Source organism: Brucella intermedia LMG 3301, assembly GCF_000182645.1.
In the GTDB taxonomy this organism is placed as follows: Bacteria; Pseudomonadota; Alphaproteobacteria; order Rhizobiales; family Rhizobiaceae; genus Brucella; species Brucella intermedia.
Genome location: NZ_ACQA01000002.1, coordinates 121,466 through 139,569 on the forward strand (window position 1 = coordinate 121,466; position 18,104 = coordinate 139,569).

Below are 18,104 nucleotides of genomic sequence, written 5' to 3' on the forward strand. Positions count from 1 at the left end.
AAGGACGAGCGGGTAACGCCCGCTCGTCAATCTCCATAGATACGCTCTTCCATGGGCGTGGAAGCGATCAGCCCCTTCAGTCCGGCAAGCATGGCTTTCTCGGCCTTGTTGAGATTGGTTTCCGGATTGTGGATCAGGAAAACATCGATGGCGGGCGGGTTTTCATAGGGTGGCAGGCGCCAGAGAAGACCGTCATCGATCTCGCGCCGGGCCACGTGCAGCGGCAGCGGGCCGATGCCAAGGCCCGTGATGATCATGCGGCGCACTTCCTCAAGGCTCGATGACGTGCCGACCACCTCCGGCGAAAGCCGCGCCTCGCTGCGCAGGAGAGCGACAGGTCGCAGCGCGTCGGCGATATGGTCGGTCTGGAACGACACGGACGGCTCCCCCTTCAGATCGGCGAGCGTCAGTCCCGACTGGCCGAACATGCGATGGCGGGGGCCGCAGAAAAAGCCGAAGAACTCCCGATAGACCATCGTGTAGTCCAGCGCCGGATCGCGATTGCTTACCAGCCCCAAACCGAAAGAGGCGCGCTTCTCGCGCACCAGCCGGGCGACTTCGGTGCTGGCGGATACGTTGATCGTCAGGGTCGCGCGCGGATGCTGTTCGTGAAAGAGCGCAAGCGCCTGATCGAAGATCGGCGAGATAATGTGGCTCGCAACCGATATGGTGACATGGCCGGTCACATCGTCTCCCACCCCGCGCACCAGCTGCGGCAATTGCGAAATGGCGCCGAAGACCTCAATGCTCTGTTCATAGAGCAGCTTTCCGACTTCCGTCAGTTCGAAATGGGTGGCGTCACGCTCCACCAGCCGTTGGCCGATGCGGTCTTCCAGACGGCGCAAGGCATTGCTCACGCTCGGCTGTTTGAGGTTGAGACGTTCGGCGGCGCGGGTGATGCTTTTCACCTCCGCGATCACCACGAAACTGCGCAGCAGGTTCCAGTCCAGATCCCAGACAAGGCGTTCGGGGCGATGCAACGACATGGTTTATCCATTCATGAAATCTATGTGATCCATTCCCATTATCTATTTGCGAAATGCATCCATAAAAGCAATCATGAATATTGAGGGGCAGAAACAAGCCTCAAGAAAAACAACAAGAGGAAGTCGGGAACAACATGTTTAGCAAATTCACGGGTTTCATTGCCGCCGCCGCTATTGCCGCCACCGCAGTCTTCGCGGTTGCGCCTGCACAGGCGGATGATCTTGAAAAGATCAAGGCATCGGGAGAACTCAAGATCGCCATGAGCGGCCAGTACCCGCCGTTCAATTTCGTCAATGAGAAGAACGAGGTCGTGGGCTTCGATGCGTCCATCGGCTCGGCGATTGCCGAGCGCATGAAGTTGAAGCCGCAGCTCATCACCACGGCCTGGGATGGTATCGTCGCGGGTCTTCGTGCAGGCAAGTTCGATACGGTCGTCGGCTCCATGACCATCACGCCGGAACGCGAAAAGGCGGTGGACTTCGTCGGACCCTATTATCACGCGGGCCGCGCGGTTTTCGTGAAGGAAGATTCCGCCGTCCAGAAGCTTGACGATCTCAAGGGCAAGACGCTGGGCGTGACGCTTGGCGAAACCCATGAGAAATGGGCGCGTGAGCAGGGCGGCTGGACCATTCGCACCTATAAGGGCTTGCCGGAACTGATGCTCGAACTGAATTCGGGCCGCGTCGACGCCATCGTCGTCGATAATATCCCGGTCATGGTGGCGATCAAGGAAACCGGGCAGAAGGTCCGCAAGCTCGATACGCCGAACATTGAAGGCGGCAGCGTGGCCATCGGCATTGCCATCCGCAAGAACAATCCTGAGCTGAAGGCCGCGATGCAGAAGGCTCTCGACGAGATCATGGCCGACGGCACCTACGAGAAGATCTCGATGCAGTGGATCGGCAGCGACATCCGCTGACATGCCGTCATCCCGGCCCGGCAATTGTCCGGGCCGGCTGAGAACCGATTGACCGGAGTTTTCCGATGGATTTTGCGTTGATGCAGCGCGTCCTCCCGTTTTTTCTGGAGGCGGCATGGGTGACTGTGCAAATTTCCGCGCTGGCCCTGATCCTGGGCCTTGTGGTGGCTGCAATACTCGTGGCGGGCCGCCTTTCCCGCTCCCCCATTCTGCGCGGGCTGGCGGCGGCCTATGTCAGCGTCTTTCGCGGCACGCCCTGCCTGGTGCAGCTCTTCATTCTCTATTTCGGCGGCCCGCAGGTGGGCATCAATCTGGAGCCGTTTGCCGCCGGTGTCATCGGGCTGGGACTGAATATCGGCGCCTATATGTCGGAATCGATCCGCGGCGCGATCCAGAGCGTTGATCGCGGACAGACGGAAGCCGCGCGCTCCGTCGGTTTCGGACGCGGCCAGACCATGCGTCTCGTCGTGCTGCCGCAGGCGGCTCGCCTGATGATCCGCCCGCTTGGCGTCAACGCCATCGCTCTCTTGAAAGGCTCGGCGCTGGTTTCCACCATTTCGGTGGTCGAGCTGACCTATACCGCGCAGCGCTTTATCGGCTCGACCTACAAGCCGTTCGAGATTTTCGGCGTCGCCGCCATTCTCTACATGATCATCATCTATGTCGTGGCGCGCGGGGTCGATTTTCTCGACAAGCGCTTTGCGGCGCAGTGAGGGAGGACTGGATGCAGGCTCTCGATTTCAGCATCGTCACTCCCTATACCGATCTGCTTCTGACCGGCCTCTGGTGGACGCTGGTTCTGACCGTGGCTTCGGCCTTCCTGAGCTTCGTGCTCGGCATCGCATTTGCGCTGGTGGTGCTCTATGCGCCCGCAATCCTCGCCTGGCCGGTGCGGTTCTTCATGTGGCTGTTCATGGGAACGCCGCTTCTGCTGCAACTGTTCCTGATCTATTTCGGGCTGGTGCAGATCGGCATCGATATTCCGGCCCTTGGCGCGGGCATCATCGGCCTCAGCCTGCATTTCGCGGTCTATAATGCCGACATCATCCGCGCAGGCATCGTGGCTGTCGATCCCGGCCAGATGGAAGGCGCCCGTTCCATCGGTTTCAGCCACGGACAGGCCTTGCGCTATGTCGTCATTCCGCAGGCGATCCGCAACACCATCCCGCCGATCGGCAACAACATGATCGTTCTTCTGAAGGACACGTCGCTGGTTTCGATCATCGGCATTGCGGAACTGGTGCACAGCGCCCAGCTTGCCATCAGTGAAACCTTCAGCCCGTTTGAATTCTATATCACCGTCGCGGCCATCTATTACGTGGTCAATCTCGTGCTCGAGGCTGGTCTGCGGCGCATTGAAAGAAAAGTGGAGGTCACGCGATGAGCAGCTCCAAATCGGCAAAACCGATGGTCGAAGTGAAGGGCGCCCGCAAGGCCTACGGCGCGCTGGAAGTATTGAAGGGCATAGACCTTTCAGTGGCGCGGGGCCAGATCGTTGCCATCATCGGCCCCAGCGGCTCCGGCAAGAGCACGCTCCTGCGGTCGATCAACCATCTGGAAACGCTGAATGGCGGCGAGGTCTGGCTGGACGGCGTGCAGGTCAACCAGCCGCTGGCAGGGCAGGCGTTCGAAAAGCACATCAATGCGGTGCGCCAGCAGATGGGCATGGTGTTCCAGCACTTCAACCTGTTCCCGCACCTGACCGTGCTGGAAAACATCACGCTCGGCCCGATCAAGCTCAAGGGCATGGGCAAGGACGCGGCGCGCACGCTGGCGCTGGAGCTTCTGTCCAAGGTCGGGCTTGCCGACAAGATCGACGTCTATCCCTCGCGCCTGTCGGGCGGGCAGAAGCAGCGTGTGGCAATCGCGCGTGCGCTCGCCATGCAGCCGAAAGTGATGCTGTTTGACGAGGCAACTTCGGCGCTCGACCCCGAGCTGGTGGACGAAGTGAATGCCGTCATGAAACAGCTTGCCGCCGAACATATGACGATGCTGATCGTCACGCACGAGATGCGTTTTGCAGGCGAGGTTGCCGACCGCATCCTGTTCATGGATGGCGGCGTGGTCGTGGAAGAAGGGCCGCCGGACCAGATACTCAGCAACCCGGTGCAGGAGCGTACCCGCTCCTTCCTCAAGAAATATCTGGCTGCGTGAGGTGTCGGCATGAGCGAGCGAAACAACGAGTTTGTGAATTTCGCGGAGTTTCCCGATTTCGGGCTGACCCCGGCGCAGCGCCGCGAGGCTGTCCTCGGCCATTATTACGAATATCCCGGCATGGACGGGCCGCGCGGCGAAATCTGGTGTTATACCGACGCCTATTCCTATCTGCCGGGCGCGACGGTTCATCTTCAGGTAAGTGCGACCGCGCAACGTTTCGACATCGAAATCGTGCGGGACGGCGCAGTGGAAGCGCCGGTATTCTCAAAACGCGGGATCGACTGCAAATGGCAGGATACACCGGCGCAATGTTCGGTCGTCGGCTGCGGCTGGGAAACGACATTCGCCGTCAGGACGGATGAGACCTGGCCCTCCGGCGCTTATCGCATCACGCTGAAGGCGCATGGCAATGACGGCCAGCCCATCCATTGCCATCACCTGTTCATCCTGCGCCCTGCGGCGGGGCGCAAGCCGGGCCGTATCCTGCAGGTTGCCGCAACCGGCACATGGACGGCCTATAATACCTGGGGCGGCTCCAACCATTATCAGGGCATTACCGGGCCGAACGGCGATCAATATGCGACGACGGTGAGCATCGAGCGCCCGTTCTGCCGTGGCTTCGCGCTGCTGCCGCCCGATGCGCCGCGTGTGCCGCTGGAAATCGTCACGCCCCCTGCCGCGCCCCCGCGCTATCCGCACATGGAATGGGCCTATGCCAATGGCTATTCCAAGAAATATGCCTCGTCCGGCTGGGCAAGCTATGACAGCCTGTTTTTCCGCTGGGCCGAACGGGAAGGCTATGCGGTCGATCTCGCAACCCAGCATGAGCTGCATTTCGCGCCGGAAATTCTCGACGGTTATGACTGCGTGGTCTTTGTCGGTCATGATGAATACTGGACATGGGAAATGCGCGATGCCGTCGATAATTATGTCGATGGCGGCGGTCGTGCGGCGCGTTTCGCCGGCAATTTCATGTGGCAGACCCGGCTTGAGGATAATGGCAAGCGGCAGACCTGCTACAAATACCGTGCCCGCGCCGAAGATCCGGTCTATCGCTCCGCCGATCCGCGCCGCACAAGCGGCTGCTGGGAAGCGGCGGAAACCGGACGGCCTGCCGCAGAGACATTCGGCCTCAACGCCTTGCGCGGGCTTTATGTCGGCTGGGGCGGCTGCGCCCCGCGCGGCGTGCGCGGTTTCCCGGTCTATCGTCCCGAACACTGGGCCTTTGCAGGAACCGGCATCTATTACGGCGATCTTCTGGGTTCGCAAGGCCATGCCTTCGGCTACGAGGTCGACGGACTGGATTATGTGATCCGTGGCGGATTGCCGGAGCCGGAAGAGGGCAGCGGCGCACCTGACGGGTTGCAGATTCTGGCGCTCGGCATGTCGTCTCTCAAGGAGGAAAGCGCGGATATTCCGGCCGACGACCAGTTCCTTTCCGACGCCGATGCAAAATTCGTGGCCGATACGCTGATTGGCAACGATGGGGATGCAGCCGTGGAACGCACCAAGCGGGGCTGCGGCATGATCGTCAATTTTCCACGCGGCAAGGGCGAGGTCTTCCACGCCGGAAGCTGCGAGTGGGTAGCGGCCCTCAAGCGCGGCGACCGCATGGTCGAGCGCGTGACCGCCAATGTTCTCAACCAATATCTCAAGCGCTGACAGAGTAACGCCATGCTCAACACAAATGCACAGAATGAACGCCCGGCATCACATCTTTTCTACCAGTCGCGCCTGCGCAGGCCGCTGGTGGATCGCGCCGAGGGCATCTACATCTGGGATCAGGACGGACGTCGCGTCATCGACGGATCGAGCGGCGCGATGGTGGTCAATATCGGCCATGGCAATCGCAACGTGCTCGATGCCATGAAGGAGCAGATGGACCGCGTGACCTTCGCCTATCGCCTGCATTTCGAAAACGAACCGGCGGAAGATCTGGCACGCATGGCCGCAGAGCGTATGCCGGAAGGTCTGGACAAGATATTCTTCGTTTCCGGCGGTTCGGAAGCGGTCGAATCCTGCATCAAGCTCGCCCGCCAGTGGGCGGTTGCGACCGGGCAGGGCAAGCGCTGGAAAGTGATTTCGCGCTTTCCCTCCTATCACGGCGGCACGCTTGGGGCGCTCGCCGTCACCGGCTATGCGGCCCTGAGCGAGCCTTTCGCGCCCATCATGCGCGAAATGCCCAAGGTTCCGGCGCCGACCGCCTATCTCGACCGCGACAATCTCTCGATGGAACAGCGCGGACAGAAATATGCCGACATGCTGGAGGAACGGATTCAGGAGGAAGGCCCTGAAAGCGTGCTCGCCTTCATCATGGAGCCGATCGGCGGCGCCTCTACCGGCGCGCTGGTTGCGCCCGACAGCTATTATCCGCGCATCCGCGAAATCTGCGACCGTTATGGCATCCTGCTGATCCATGACGAGGTGATGAGCGGCGCCGGGCGCACCGGCAAGTTTCTGGGCGGCGACCACTGGAACTGCAAGCCGGACCTGATCGCGCTTTCCAAGGGCTTTGCCTCCGGTTATTGCCCGCTGGGCGCGATGGCGGCGCCGGGGCGCATCGTGCAGCCGGTTCTGGACGCGGGCGGCTTCCTGCATGGCTTCACCTATGCCGGCAATCCGCTGGCCTGCGCGGCAGGCAAGGCAGTGCTGCAGGAAATCGATCGCCTCGATCTCGTCGGCAATGCCGCCCGCATGGGCGATGCGCTGAAGGGCGAACTGGAAGGGCTTGCAAAGCGCTTCCCCTTTATCGGCGATGTGCGCGGCAAGGGCCTGCTGCTCGCTGCCGAATTCGTTTCCGACCCCGAAACCATGAAGCCGCTGCCGAAGGAGCTGAACGCCCATCAGCGCATGGTCGATCTCGCCTATGAGCGCGGGCTGATCATCTATTCGCGCCGCACACGCGGCGGCGTCGAAGGCGATCATTTCCTCGTCTGCCCGCCCATGATCGTCAGCCGCGAACAGGTCGGCGAGATCACCGACATCCTCGGCGACACGCTGGAGGTTCTGGCGCGTGAGCTCAAACTGCCCGTGAATGCGTAAGGAAACCGGATCATGACCGACAAGAAGAAAATGCGTCGCAAGGTGATCATCACCTGCGCGGTGACGGGTTCCGTGCACACGCCGTCCATGTCGCCGCATCTGCCGGTAACGCCCGACGAGATTGCGAGCGAAGCCATTGCGGCAGCGGAAGCGGGTGCGTCGATCCTGCATCTGCATGCCCGCGACCCGCGCGACGGCAGGCCTTCCGCCAATCCGGGACCTGTTCATGCAGTTCCTGCCGCGCATCAAGCAATCGACATCTGCCGTGGTGAATATCTCCACCGGCGGCTCGTCGCTGATGACGCTGGAGGACCGGCTGGCCGCGCCGCTCCGGGCAGAGCCGGAAATGTGCTCGCTCAATATGGGTTCGATGAATTTCGCGCTATTCCCGGCACTCGACAAGCCGCGTGAATGGAAACATGCGTGGGAGCCGGAACTGCTCGAAGCCACCCGCCATTCCATCTTCAAGAACACTTTCGCGGACATGGAAGGCATCCTGACCAGTCTCGGACAGGGCTGCGGCACGCGTTTCGAGTTTGAATGCTACGATGTCGGCCATCTTTATTCGCTGGCGCATTTCCGCGACCGGGGACTGGTGTCGGGCCATCTGTTCATCCAGTTCGTCTTTGGCGTTCTGGGTGGCATCGGGGCCGATCCGGACAATCTCATGCATATGAAGCGGATTGCCGACAAGCTGTTCGGGGACGATTATTCCTTTTCCGTGCTGGCGGCGGGGCGGCACCAGATCCCGATGATAACCATGGCGGCCGCCATGGGCGGCAATGTCCGCGTGGGGCTGGAAGACAGCCTTTATGACGGGCGCGGCCAGCTTGCCAGAAGCAATGCCGATCAGGTGCGGCGCATACGCGGCATCCTCGACGGCCTGTCGCTGGACGTTGCGACGCCCGAGGAGGCACGCGAATATCTGGGCCTCAAAGGCGGAGACAGGGTGGCGTTCTGATGCCGAAAATCGTGTTGGACAGCAAAAGGCGCGTCATCGTTCGTCTGGGCGAACCCGCTGATGCCGAAATGATCCATGAGGCGATCCGCATCATGGGCGAGGGGCTTGGCGCTGCCGACAGGATTTCCAGCACGGTCGAGGATTTTCGCCGTTACGGTTTCGGCCCCTATGCGGCATTCACCAGCCTGATCGCCGAGGTGGACGGGGCATTTGCCGGGCTGGCCCTGTTTTTCCCCATCTTCTCGACATGGTATGGCAAGCCCGGCGTCTACGTGCAGGACCTCTATGTCGATGAAGCCTTTCGCGGCAACGGGATCGGCGAAGTGCTTCTGCGCCATGTCTCCTCCTGGTCGATGGCGCGGGGCGGCGTCTATCTGCGGCTGGCCGTGGACCGGGACAATATTGCTGCGCAGAGATTTTATGAGCGGCTCGGTATCGGCTGGATCGAATCCGACCGCGATCACGGCGCCTATGGTGAGGATTTCACCCGCCTGGCGCGCATCAATCAAATCAGGGAGCAGTCATGAAAGCCTTTTACGCAGTCGAGCAGAAGCGTCACGACCCGAAAGCCTTTCTTTCCAGCGGCGCGCCGCAGCCGAACCCCGAACAGCCGGAGCGTGTCGAACGTCTGCTCGCCGGTGCAAAGGCCGCAGGCTGCGAGATCATCCGTCCGCAAAATCACGGCCTTGGCCCGATTGCGGCCGTGCATACGCCGGAATATCTGGAATTCCTGCAGCACATCCATGCCCGCTGGCGGCGTATCGAAGAGGCGTCGGAAGAGGTGATCCCCAACATCCATCCGCTCGCGCGTGACGGCCGCTATCCGGCGTCCGCCGTGGGGCAGGTCGGCTATCACATGGCCGATACGGCCTGCCCGATTGCCGAACACACGTGGGAAAGCGTGTGCTGGAGCGCGTGGAGCGCGGTCGATGCCGCCGATGCGGTGCTTGCAGGGGAAGTTGCGGCCTATGCGCTCTGCCGTCCGCCGGGGCATCATGCCTTTGCCGATGTGGCGGGCGGCTTCTGCTTCGTCAACAATTCGGCGGTCGCCGCAGAGCGCCTGCGCTCCAATGCCCGGCGTGTGGCGATCCTCGACGTCGATCTTCATCACGGCAACGGCACGCAGGGTATATTCTATTCCCGTCCCGATGTGCTGACCGTCTCCATCCATGCTGATCCGGTGCGTTTCTATCCATTCTTCTGGGGCCACGCCGACGAACGCGGCGAAGGCGCGGGGCTTGGCTACAATCTCAACCTGCCGCTGCCGCGCAAATCCGGCGACGCCGAATTCCTCGCCTCGCTCGACACGGCCTTCCGCCGCATCGAAGCCTTCGCGCCCGATGCGATCGTGGTCGCGCTCGGCCTCGATCCGTTCGAGGGGGATCCGTTCGGCGGGTTGTCGGTGACTACCGGCGGTTTCGGACGCATTGCCGAAGCAATCGCGAAGCTGCGGCTGCCCACCGTCATCGTGCAGGAAGGCGGCTATCTGTGCGATGCGCTGGGCGATAATCTCACGGCCTTCCTCGGCGGCTACCGGTCGGTGGCGCGATGAGCGGTCTTGTTACCTTTGTCGGCGTCGCGCATCCGTGGATGTGCGATGTCATGGGGCATATGAATGTCCGGCATTATGCCGGGATGTTCGACGATGCGAGCTTTCAACTGCTTGGCCACATCGCAGGGAAAATTCCCGATGACGCATTCGGCTGGGCCGATGTGCGCTCGGCAACCGAATACAAGCGTGAAGTGCCAGCCGGGGACCTGCTGACGATCTGTTCGCAGGTGTTGAAAGTCGGGCGCTCGTCGATCACGTTTCGCCAGACGATGGCGGGTTCGCTCGACGGCGAACTGCGCGCGGTCAACGAAGTTACCTCTGTATGTTTCGACAAGGTTGCGCGGCGTTCAGCCGAACTTGCACCCGACATGCGCTTGAGGGCCGAGAGGCTGCTTGCGGATCAACCGGCCTGCTGACATGAAAAATCCAGCACGCTTTTCGTGCAGTCGCATTGAAGGTCGCGCAACAGGCCGTCCTTGAGGCCGTAAATCCAGCCATGCACGACAATCTCCTTGTTCTGTTTCCAGGCCGATTGCAGAACCGGCGTGCGCGACAGGCTTTCCACCTGCGAGGCGACGGTCAGCTCGCAAAGCCGGTTCAGGCGTTCTTCGGGATCGGTAAAGCGGTCCAGTTCCTGCTCATGTGTCTGCGCGATATCGCGCACCGGCTGCAGCCAGTTGTCGATGATGCCGTGGCCATAACCGGCCATGGCGGCGCGCACGCCGCCGCAACCGTAATGGCCGCAGACGATGATGTGCCTGATCTCCAGCACCTCGACCGCAAATTCGAGCACCGACAGCAGGTTGAGATCGGCGCGATGGACGAGGTTGGCGACGTTGCGGTGCACGAACACCTCGCCCGGCTGCAATCCGGTGACGACATTGGCCGGAACGCGGCTGTCGGAACAGCCGATCCAGAGATATTCCGGGCGCTGCATCGAGGACAGCCGGCTGAAATATTCGGGATCTTCCCGGCGTTTTTCCACGGCCCACTGCCGGTTATGTTCGAAAAGGTCTGATAGCATGAACCCGTCTCATCCGGATGATCTTCATTCTCGGACATAGACGAATATAGAAGTACAGTATTTGATGCGGATCAAGCAGGACCTGCTTCGGCAGTGGAAGGAGCGGGCCGGATGCCCGCTCCCTCTGATTTTATTCGGCGGGCTTGTCGCTGCGGCCGATGCCGAGCAACTGATAGAACACGAGGGCGGCTAGCGTCGATGTCGCAATGCCGCCGAGCGCGAATTCGCCGATCTTCAAGGTGAAGTCGCCCGCGCCGAAAATGAGCGCCACACCGGCGGTGAACAGGTTACGGGAATCCGCGAAATCCACCTTGTTGACGATCCAGATGCGCGCCATGGCCGAGGCGATGAGGCCGAAGACCGAAACGGCAAGACCGGCCAGAACCGGAGCCGGGATCGTCTGCAGGATCGCGCCGAATTTCGGCGACATGCCGAGGATCAGCGCCATGACGGCGGCAATCACGAAGATCAGCGTGGAATAAACCTTGGTCATCGCCATGACGCCGATGTTTTCGGCGTAGGTGGTAACGCCGGTGCCGCCGCCCGAACCGGAAATCATGGTCGCGATGCCGTCACCGAGGAAGCCGCGGCCGATGTAGCGGTCCATGTTCTGGCCGGTGATAGAACCGAGCGCCTTGATATGACCGAGGTTTTCCGCCACCAGCACGATGGCGACCGGCGCGATCAGGGTGATCGCCTGCCAGTTGAATTCCGGCGTGGTGAAATGCGGCAGGCCGAACCATGCCGCATTGCTGACGGCGGTGAAATCGATGCCCGGCACGATGCCGAGGCCGTTGCCGAGGATCAGGACCAGCAGATAACCGAAAAGCAGTGCGAAGAGCACCGACAGGCGCTTGGTGCCGCGCGGACCATAGGCGGCGATCATACCCATGCAGAGAACGGTAAGCAGCGCGATGGTGATATGCGTGCCGCTTCCCTTCAGCTGGCCGACAGCGACCGGGGCGAGGTTGAGGCCGATGGAAACGCCGATGGCGCCGGTGACGACCGGGGGCATAAGCCGCTCCACCCAGCCCGTGCCGATGGCCATGACCACGAGGCCGATAAGCGCATAGAGCGCGCCGCAGGCGATGATGCCGCCAAGCGCGATTGCTATATTGGGATTGGGGCCGGAGCCGCCATAGCCCGTCGCGGCGATGACGACCGCGATGAAGGCGAAGGACGAACCGAGATAGCTCGGCACCCGGCCTGCCGTCAGCACGAAGAACAGAAGCGTGCCGATGCCGGAAAAGAAGACGGCTACATTGGGATCGAAGCCCATCAGCAGGGGCGCGACGATGGTCGAGCCGGACATTGCAAGCAGGTGCTGCACGCCCATCGGAATGGCGGCGGCGGCCGGAAGACGCTCGTCAGGAAGCACGACGGCGTTTGATGTCAAACGCCAACTTGGAAAATAGCCCATGATGTCCCTCTGGAAAATATTATCCGTTTGTTTTTAACGCGCATCTTTTCCGAAAACCGCTTCGCACTTTTCGGGACGCGCTACTGCCTTTATCGACTCATGCCACCGATTTCCAGAGGGGAACAGTCCAAACAATGAGGGAGCTGTTGATGAGCCGTCCTGGAGCGCCGCACGTGCTTATGAACGCACAAACGGCCCTCCAGACTGTAGAATCCACGCATCCTGCTTTCAGGCTGATGTTGCAGCGATTTCATCCGTTTACGGTCACGCGGCCCGCATCGTCCGTCACTTTCCCGACAATGCGGGCGGATGGATAGCCGGCGGCGCGGATGCTGCCGAGGAGCCTTTCGCCTTCCTGCGGCGCGCAGGATACGAGAAGCCCGCCGGACGTCTGCGGGTCGGTCAGCAATTGCTGTTTCCAGAGCGGATAGTCGTCCGGAAGCTGCACGCCATGGCCGTAGCTTGCCCAGTTGCGGGTGGAGGCTCCGGTTACGAAACCGGCCTGCGCCAGATGTTCGGCCTGATTGAGAAAGGGCAGGGCGGAATAGTCCAGCGCAATGCCCGCATTGGAGCCGCGCGCCATTTCCAGCGCATGGCCGAGAATGCCGAAGCCGGTCACATCGGTGACGGCATGAACGGCGTCATCCTTGCCGAGTTCGGCACCGATCCGGTTCAGCAAGGTGACTGACGCCATCATTTCATCATAACCGGCGCTGTCGAGTTCCTGCTTCTTGAAGGCGGCGGAATAGATGCCGACGCCGATTGCCTTGGTCAGGATCAGCGTGTCGCCGACACGCGCGCCGCTGTTCCTGCGCAGGTTCGAAAGCTTGCAGGTGCCGATGACCGCCAACCCATAGATCGGTTCCGGCGCGTCGATGGAATGCCCGCCTGCAACCGGAATGCCCGCTTCCGCGCAGATGCTGGAACCGCCCTTCAGGATTTCTCGGATCATTTCGGCGGGCATCTTGTTCACCGGCATTCCGAGGATCGCCAGCGCCATGATCGGCGTTCCGCCCATGGCATAGACGTCGGATATCGCATTGGTGGCCGCGATGCGCCCGAAATCGAATGGATCGTCCACCATCGGCATGAAGAAATCCGTCGTGGCGATCACGCAGTTTTCGTCGTCCAGTTGCCAGACGGCGGCATCGTCGCCGGTTTCCGTTCCGACGAGAAGCTGGCTGAACGGCTGCATGACCGGCTGGTCCGACAGCAGATCCTGCAAAACGGCTGGAGCAAGCTTGCAGCCGCAACCGCCGCCATGGGCAAGCGTGCTGAGACGAATAGGCGATGCAATATCCATGATAACCTCAAAACTTATATCGTTATTTCGCGTGCGGTCATGGCGTAGCGGAAGGCGTCCGCATCGAGACAATCCAGACGGGTGCTGGCGACTTCGGCCTGCGGATACATGAGGAAGCCGAGTTCCGGCCCTTGCGCGGAAGGCAAGACGATATCGCTGCCGTCATTGAAGGCGATCCAGTTGCCCTCCCAGGAGCCGAAGAGTTTTTGCCGCACGGCTGCGACACGCGGATCGTCGGCGGGGAGCCCGTCCTTTTCCTCTTCCAACATCACCTTGCGCACATCCGCCGGATCGGTCGCGACCCAGCCGATGCCGTCGAGATAGATTTCGGCGCGGCAATGCTGGGCCTTGGTGATGACCTCGTTTTTCGCGCCGAGGCTCTTGTAGCCGAAGGCGGAAGGCGCGACGCGCACGCCATAAAGGTCGCGGGCCGGAATTCCCGCCGCCCTGACGAGAGCCACGAACAAAGGATTGATGTCGGCGCATTTGCCGCCGAGATCGCCGCTGTCGAGCATGGCGACAATATTGCCGTCTCCGCAGCCGCGCGTGGAGGCCCGTCGATAGGTGTTGGCGACGACCCAGTCGTAGATCCGGCGCGCCTTCTCCTGATCGGTATCGGCATCCGCAACGATCCTGTCAGAGGTCTGCTTGACGATGCCATCGACTGGCGCAAGCCGCGTTCCCGCCAGATAGCGTTCGCGTTCCGCGCGGGTCAGCGGCACGGCCTTGGCCGGTGCCTCGAGATTGCCCGAACGGTCGCGGGTGGAGATGAGGCTGATGATTTCGGCTTGAGGCTTTTCTTCCCCTCCATCCCATTCGAGATAGAGAAGGCCGGTGCCGCTCGCCGGATCGCGGTCGAGCCGCGCGACCTTGGCATTGGTCGTCCAGCGATTGCCCTCCGGGCGGTTCCAGTCATCGGCGTTGAAGCCCGCCAGCGGCACCCAGACACGAATGACTTCTCCCCGAAGCGGCAGGCGTGACGCTGGTTGTGATCTCGAAGCTGCGCCAGTCCGACGGCTGCGGCGCGAATGCGGTGCTGGCCGCAGAGGCAAAATTCGGCAGCATGCTGACGGCGGCACAGGCCGCACCGGATTTAAGAAGCTCCCGACGGTTCATGACGATCCCCTTTTTGCTCTGAATTGTTCTGTGCGATGGCGTGGAAGGACGACTTTCGCGCCGCCAAGCTGGAAGGTCCGGAAACCCCGAAAAGCCCGGAACGCGCGAAGGGCATAGATGCAGCGATGGCAGGAAATTCGGGCTGTGGTTTTGCGCGGCTGAGGGGAGCCGGAGCCGAGGGCCGCACGATGCCGTCGCATCGGGTCAGGGAAGCCGGTGCGAGGCAGGAGCCGCTCAAAATTCAAGCCCCGAAACTCGGGAGCAACAAAAGAAGCCACGACATCAGTCTGGCGTTTTTACACGGCAACGTCAATCAGCTGGCACGTTTCCAAGTCATTCCTGTGGTGAGGTTCATGTATTAATACCTGACTATGAAAGTCATATTATTGATAAATGGGTCTTATTGTTAATTAATTTAACCTGCCCTTCGGTTGACAACTTGGGTTTATTGCGGTGAACTGATGTCAGGCAAGTCCAATTCAGGGAGGGATATGCTTCGGCATTTTTCTTCTGACGATCAGGGAGGTGCAGCGCAATGAATGTGGAGCTCTCACGCCGCCAGTTTCTGGGCGGAACGGGGGCGGTAGTGGCGGCTTCGGCGCTTGGGTCCTTCGGTTTTGGTGCGGTGGAAAGCGCCTATGCCGAAACCATTCGCCCCTTCAAGCTGACCAACACGACCGAAACCCGCAATACCTGCCCTTACTGCTCGGTCGCCTGCGGCATCATCCTCTATTCCAAGGGGGATGTGAGGAAAGGCGAGAAGGCCGATCTGATCCACGTCGAAGGCGATACGGATCACCCCACCAATCGCGGCACGCTTTGCCCGAAGGGCGCGGCACTCAGGGGTTTCGTCCAGGCCGAGACCCGCCTGAAAAATCCGCGGGTGCGCGAGCCGGGCGCCGCCGAATTCAAGCAGATTTCGTGGGAGGATGCGCTCGACCGCATCGCACGCCATCTGAAAGACGATCGCGACGCAAACTTCATCGCGAAGAATGCGGCGGGCACCACGGTCAATCGCTGGGTCTCGACGGGTTTTCTCGCGGCATCGGCCACCACCAACGAAACGGCGTTTCTCACCTACAAGGTGGTGCGCAGCACAGGCATAGTCGCATTCGATAACCAGGCACGCGTCTGACACGGCCCGACGGTGGCGAGTCTCGCCCCAACATTTGGCCGCGGAGCAATGACCAACTCCTGGACCGATATCAAGAACACCGATCTCGTCGTCGTCATGGGCGGCAATGCGGCGGAAGCGCATCCGTGCGGCTTCAAATGGGTGACGGAGGCCAAGCACCATCGCGGCGCGAAGCTGATCGTCGTCGATCCGCGCTTCACGCGCACGGCTTCCGTGGCGGATTTTTACGCGCCTATCCGGCAGGGTTCGGATATCGCCTTCCTGCTCGGCGTCATCAACTACTGCATTCAGAATGACAAGGTGCAGTGGGATTATGTGAAGCATTTCACCAATGCCAGCTACATCATCAAGGATGGCTTCGAGTACAAGGACGGGCTGTTTACCGGCTATGACGAGGAAAAGCGCGACTACGACCGCTCGAGCTGGGAATATGTGATCGGCGATGACGGCTATGCGGTCGTCGACGATACGCTGCAGAACCCGCGCTGCGTATGGAACCTGCTGAAAGAGCACGTTTCCATCTTCACGCCGGAAATGGTGGAGCGCATCTGCGGCACGCCGAAGGAGAAATTCCTGAAAGTGGCCCAGATGATGTCCGAATGCTCGGCGCCGGACAAGACGATGACGTCGATGTACGCGCTCGGCTGGACGCAGCACTCCAAGGGATCGCAGAATATTCGCTGCATGGCGATGCTGCAGTTGATCCTCGGCAATATCGGCGTGCGCGGTGGCGGCATGAATGCGCTGCGCGGTCACTCCAACATTCAGGGGCTGACCGATATCGGCCTGATGTCCAACCTCCTGCCGGGCTATATGAACATCCCGGTCGAAAAGGAGACCGATCTCGAAATCTACATGTCGACACGCGGTTTCAAGCCGCTGCGCCCCAACCAGACGAGCTACTGGCAGAACTATCGCAAGTTCTTCGTCAGTTTCCAGAAGGCGATGTGGGGCAGCGCCGCGACCGTCGAAAACGACTTTGCTTTCGACTGGCTGCCGAAGCTCGACGTGCCGAACTACGACATGTTGCGCATCTTCGACATGATGCATGATGGCAAGGTCAACGGCTATGTCTGTCAGGGGTTCAATCCGCTGATGGCGGTGCCGAACCGCAAGAAGCTGACCGATGCCCTGTCGAAGCTGAAATTCCTCGTCACGATGGACCCGCTGGAAACGGAAACCTCGCGTTTCTGGGAAAACCACGGCGAATTCAACGATGTGGATTCTGCTTCCATCCAGACGGAAGTGTTCCAGCTGCCTTCCACCTGCTTTGCGGAGGACGAAGGTTCGCTCACCAATTCCGGGCGCTGGCTGCAATGGCACTGGCCCGGTGCCACACCGCCCGGCGAGGCGAAGACCGACAACTGGATCATGGCGCAGATTTTCCTGCGGCTGCGCGAGCTTTATCGCAAGGAAGGCGGCGCTTTCCCCGATCCGATCCTCAATCTCACCTGGGATTACAAGGATGAGGGCGAGCCGACAGCGGAAGAACTGGCCAAGGAGTTGAACGGCCGCGCGCTTTCCACGGTCACCGACCCGGCCGATCCGACCAAGGTGGTCGCCGAGGCGGGCAAGCTGCTCGCCGGTTTCGCGGCGCTACGCGACGACGGCTCGACGGCATCAGGCTGCTGGATTTATTCCGGCTGCTTCACCGAGGCGGGCAACAACATGGCCCGCCGCGACAATCACGATCCGGACGAGACGGGCGCCTATCTCAACTGGTCGTGGGCATGGCCGGCGAACCGCCGCATTCTCTATAACCGCGCCTCCGCCGACATCGACGGCAAGCCGTGGGACCCGAGCCGCAAGCTCATCGAATGGGACGGTTCGAAGTGGACAGGCTATGACGTGCCGGACATTGCGCCGACCGCCAAGCCGCAGGAAGTCGGCCCCTTTATCATGAATGCGGAAGGCGCGTCGCGCCTGTTCAGCCGCGGCATGATGCGCGACGGTCCGTTCCCGGCCCACTATGAGCCGTTTGAATCGCCGCTCGCCAATGTGATCGCGCCCAACATCCGGGGCAATCCGGTAGCGCGTGTCTTCAACGACGACTTCAAGCAGTTCGCCGAAACGGCTTCGGAGGAGTTCCCCTATGCGGCCACCTCCTACCGTCTGACGGAGCATTTCCACTACTGGACCAAGCATGTCCATGTGAATGCAGTCCTGCAGCCGGAATTCTTCGTCGAAATCTCGGAGGAACTGGCGAAGGAAAAGGGCATCGCCAAGGGCGACTGGGTGCGGGTGTGGTCGAAGCGCGGCTCGGTGAAGGCCAAGGCGGTGGTGACCAAGCGCATCAAGCCGCTGATCTGCGACGGCAAGACGGTGCATGTGGTCGGCATCCCGCTCCATTGGGGCTTCATGGGTGCTGCCCGCAAGGGCTTCGGCCCCAACTCGCTGACGCCTTTCGTCGGCGACGCGAACATCGAGACGCCGGAATTCAAGGCGTTCCTGGTCAATATCGAGCGCTCAAGCGCGCCTGTGGCTTAGG

Annotated in this window: 15 protein-coding genes and 2 pseudogenes; 12 read left to right on the forward strand and 5 right to left on the reverse strand. The window is 61.1% G+C overall.

Annotation, left to right across the window (positions count from 1 at the left end):
• Positions 1-26: 26 nt before the first annotated feature.
• Positions 27-986, reverse strand: coding sequence for a LysR family transcriptional regulator (locus tag OINT_RS13070; RefSeq protein WP_006468308.1), 960 nt, complete (start codon positions 984-986; stop codon positions 27-29).
• Between the two features lie 134 nt (positions 987-1,120).
• Here OINT_RS13070 and OINT_RS13075 point away from each other — a divergent pair, with 134 nt between their 5' ends.
• From OINT_RS13075 to OINT_RS13120, 10 genes and pseudogenes are all read left to right on the forward strand, one after another.
• Positions 1,121-1,906, forward strand: a complete 786-nt coding sequence (locus OINT_RS13075) for an ABC transporter substrate-binding protein (RefSeq protein ID WP_006472057.1) — start codon at positions 1,121-1,123, stop codon at positions 1,904-1,906.
• A gap of 65 nt (positions 1,907-1,971) precedes the next feature.
• A complete protein-coding gene (locus tag OINT_RS13080; protein ID WP_006468310.1) occupies positions 1,972-2,619 on the forward strand; it encodes an amino acid ABC transporter permease in 648 nt (215 codons plus the stop codon).
• Between the two features lie 11 nt (positions 2,620-2,630).
• The gene (locus OINT_RS13085) at positions 2,631-3,290 is read left to right on the forward strand and encodes an amino acid ABC transporter permease (protein WP_006472058.1); all 660 of its coding nucleotides are present in this window, start codon (positions 2,631-2,633) and stop codon (positions 3,288-3,290) included.
• Positions 3,291-3,313: 23 nt separating this feature from the next.
• The gene (locus tag OINT_RS13090) at positions 3,314-4,060 is read left to right on the forward strand and encodes an amino acid ABC transporter ATP-binding protein (RefSeq protein ID WP_006472059.1); all 747 of its coding nucleotides are present in this window, start codon (positions 3,314-3,316) and stop codon (positions 4,058-4,060) included.
• Positions 4,061-4,069: 9 nt separating this feature from the next.
• On the forward strand, positions 4,070-5,725 hold the full coding sequence (locus OINT_RS13095) for a N,N-dimethylformamidase beta subunit family domain-containing protein (protein ID WP_006468313.1): 1,656 nt from the start codon (positions 4,070-4,072) through the stop codon (positions 5,723-5,725).
• A 12-nt stretch (positions 5,726-5,737) separates the two neighbouring features.
• Complete coding sequence (locus OINT_RS13100) at positions 5,738-7,105, forward strand: aminotransferase family protein (protein ID WP_006468314.1); 1,368 nt, start codon at positions 5,738-5,740, stop codon at positions 7,103-7,105.
• A gap of 12 nt (positions 7,106-7,117) precedes the next feature.
• A pseudogene (locus OINT_RS13105) lies at positions 7,118-8,066 on the forward strand (beta-keto acid cleavage family enzyme).
• Positions 8,066-8,593, forward strand: coding sequence for a GNAT family N-acetyltransferase (locus OINT_RS13110; RefSeq protein WP_006468316.1), 528 nt, complete (start codon positions 8,066-8,068; stop codon positions 8,591-8,593). The pseudogene OINT_RS13105 and the gene OINT_RS13110 overlap by 1 nt, the downstream one beginning before the upstream one ends.
• On the forward strand, positions 8,590-9,618 hold the full coding sequence (locus OINT_RS13115; protein WP_006468317.1) for a histone deacetylase family protein: 1,029 nt from the start codon (positions 8,590-8,592) through the stop codon (positions 9,616-9,618). Before OINT_RS13110 ends, OINT_RS13115 begins: the two co-directional genes overlap by 4 nt.
• Positions 9,615-10,034, forward strand: coding sequence for an acyl-CoA thioesterase (locus OINT_RS13120; RefSeq protein WP_006468318.1), 420 nt, complete (start codon positions 9,615-9,617; stop codon positions 10,032-10,034). The genes OINT_RS13115 and OINT_RS13120 overlap by 4 nt, the downstream gene beginning before the upstream one ends.
• On the opposite strand, the gene can is transcribed toward OINT_RS13120, so the two are convergent.
• The 4 genes and pseudogenes from can to OINT_RS13140 all read right to left on the reverse strand — a co-directional run bounded on the left by can (position 10,019) and on the right by OINT_RS13140 (position 14,481).
• Complete coding sequence (gene can, locus OINT_RS13125) at positions 10,019-10,642, reverse strand: carbonate dehydratase (RefSeq protein ID WP_006468319.1); 624 nt, start codon at positions 10,640-10,642, stop codon at positions 10,019-10,021. The two genes, OINT_RS13120 and can, sit on opposite strands and share 16 nt — an antisense overlap.
• 130 nt (positions 10,643-10,772) lie before the next feature.
• Positions 10,773-12,062, reverse strand: coding sequence for a solute carrier family 23 protein (locus tag OINT_RS13130; protein WP_006468320.1), 1,290 nt, complete (start codon positions 12,060-12,062; stop codon positions 10,773-10,775).
• 250 nt (positions 12,063-12,312) lie between these two features.
• Positions 12,313-13,365, reverse strand: coding sequence for a selenide, water dikinase SelD (selD, locus tag OINT_RS13135; RefSeq protein WP_006472061.1), 1,053 nt, complete (start codon positions 13,363-13,365; stop codon positions 12,313-12,315).
• 14 nt (positions 13,366-13,379) lie between these two features.
• Positions 13,380-14,481: pseudogene (locus OINT_RS13140) on the reverse strand (transglutaminase-like domain-containing protein).
• Positions 14,482-14,516: 35 nt separating this feature from the next.
• On the opposite strand from OINT_RS13140, the gene OINT_RS13145 reads away from it, so the two are divergent.
• Positions 14,517-14,843: a hypothetical protein gene (locus OINT_RS13145; protein ID WP_006472063.1), complete on the forward strand. Its 327-nt coding sequence runs from the start codon at positions 14,517-14,519 to the stop codon at positions 14,841-14,843.
• Positions 14,844-15,016: 173 nt separating this feature from the next.
• The gene (gene fdnG, locus OINT_RS13155; RefSeq protein WP_077684181.1) at positions 15,017-18,103 is read left to right on the forward strand and encodes a formate dehydrogenase-N subunit alpha; all 3,087 of its coding nucleotides are present in this window, start codon (positions 15,017-15,019) and stop codon (positions 18,101-18,103) included.
• Position 18,104 lies beyond the last annotated feature (1 nt).

What these genes read in the sequence shown, in the direction of transcription:
- OINT_RS13070 (WP_006468308.1), bottom strand. Translation starts at nt 986, where the DNA reads ATGTCGTTGCATCGCCCCGAACGCCTTGTCTGGGATCTGGACTGGAAC.
- OINT_RS13075 (WP_006472057.1), top strand. Translation starts at nt 1,121, where the DNA reads ATGTTTAGCAAATTCACGGGTTTCATTGCCGCCGCCGCTATTGCCGCC.
- OINT_RS13080 (WP_006468310.1), top strand. Translation starts at nt 1,972, where the DNA reads ATGGATTTTGCGTTGATGCAGCGCGTCCTCCCGTTTTTTCTGGAGGCG.
- OINT_RS13085 (WP_006472058.1), top strand. Translation starts at nt 2,631, where the DNA reads ATGCAGGCTCTCGATTTCAGCATCGTCACTCCCTATACCGATCTGCTT.
- OINT_RS13090 (WP_006472059.1), top strand. Translation starts at nt 3,314, where the DNA reads ATGGTCGAAGTGAAGGGCGCCCGCAAGGCCTACGGCGCGCTGGAAGTA.
- OINT_RS13095 (WP_006468313.1), top strand. Translation starts at nt 4,070, where the DNA reads ATGAGCGAGCGAAACAACGAGTTTGTGAATTTCGCGGAGTTTCCCGAT.
- OINT_RS13100 (WP_006468314.1), top strand. Translation starts at nt 5,738, where the DNA reads ATGCTCAACACAAATGCACAGAATGAACGCCCGGCATCACATCTTTTC.
- OINT_RS13110 (WP_006468316.1), top strand. Translation starts at nt 8,066, where the DNA reads ATGCCGAAAATCGTGTTGGACAGCAAAAGGCGCGTCATCGTTCGTCTG.
- OINT_RS13115 (WP_006468317.1), top strand. Translation starts at nt 8,590, where the DNA reads ATGAAAGCCTTTTACGCAGTCGAGCAGAAGCGTCACGACCCGAAAGCC.
- OINT_RS13120 (WP_006468318.1), top strand. Translation starts at nt 9,615, where the DNA reads ATGAGCGGTCTTGTTACCTTTGTCGGCGTCGCGCATCCGTGGATGTGC.
- can (WP_006468319.1), bottom strand. Translation starts at nt 10,642, where the DNA reads ATGCTATCAGACCTTTTCGAACATAACCGGCAGTGGGCCGTGGAAAAA.
- OINT_RS13130 (WP_006468320.1), bottom strand. Translation starts at nt 12,062, where the DNA reads ATGGGCTATTTTCCAAGTTGGCGTTTGACATCAAACGCCGTCGTGCTT.
- selD (WP_006472061.1), bottom strand. Translation starts at nt 13,365, where the DNA reads ATGGATATTGCATCGCCTATTCGTCTCAGCACGCTTGCCCATGGCGGC.
- OINT_RS13145 (WP_006472063.1), top strand. Translation starts at nt 14,517, where the DNA reads ATGGCGTGGAAGGACGACTTTCGCGCCGCCAAGCTGGAAGGTCCGGAA.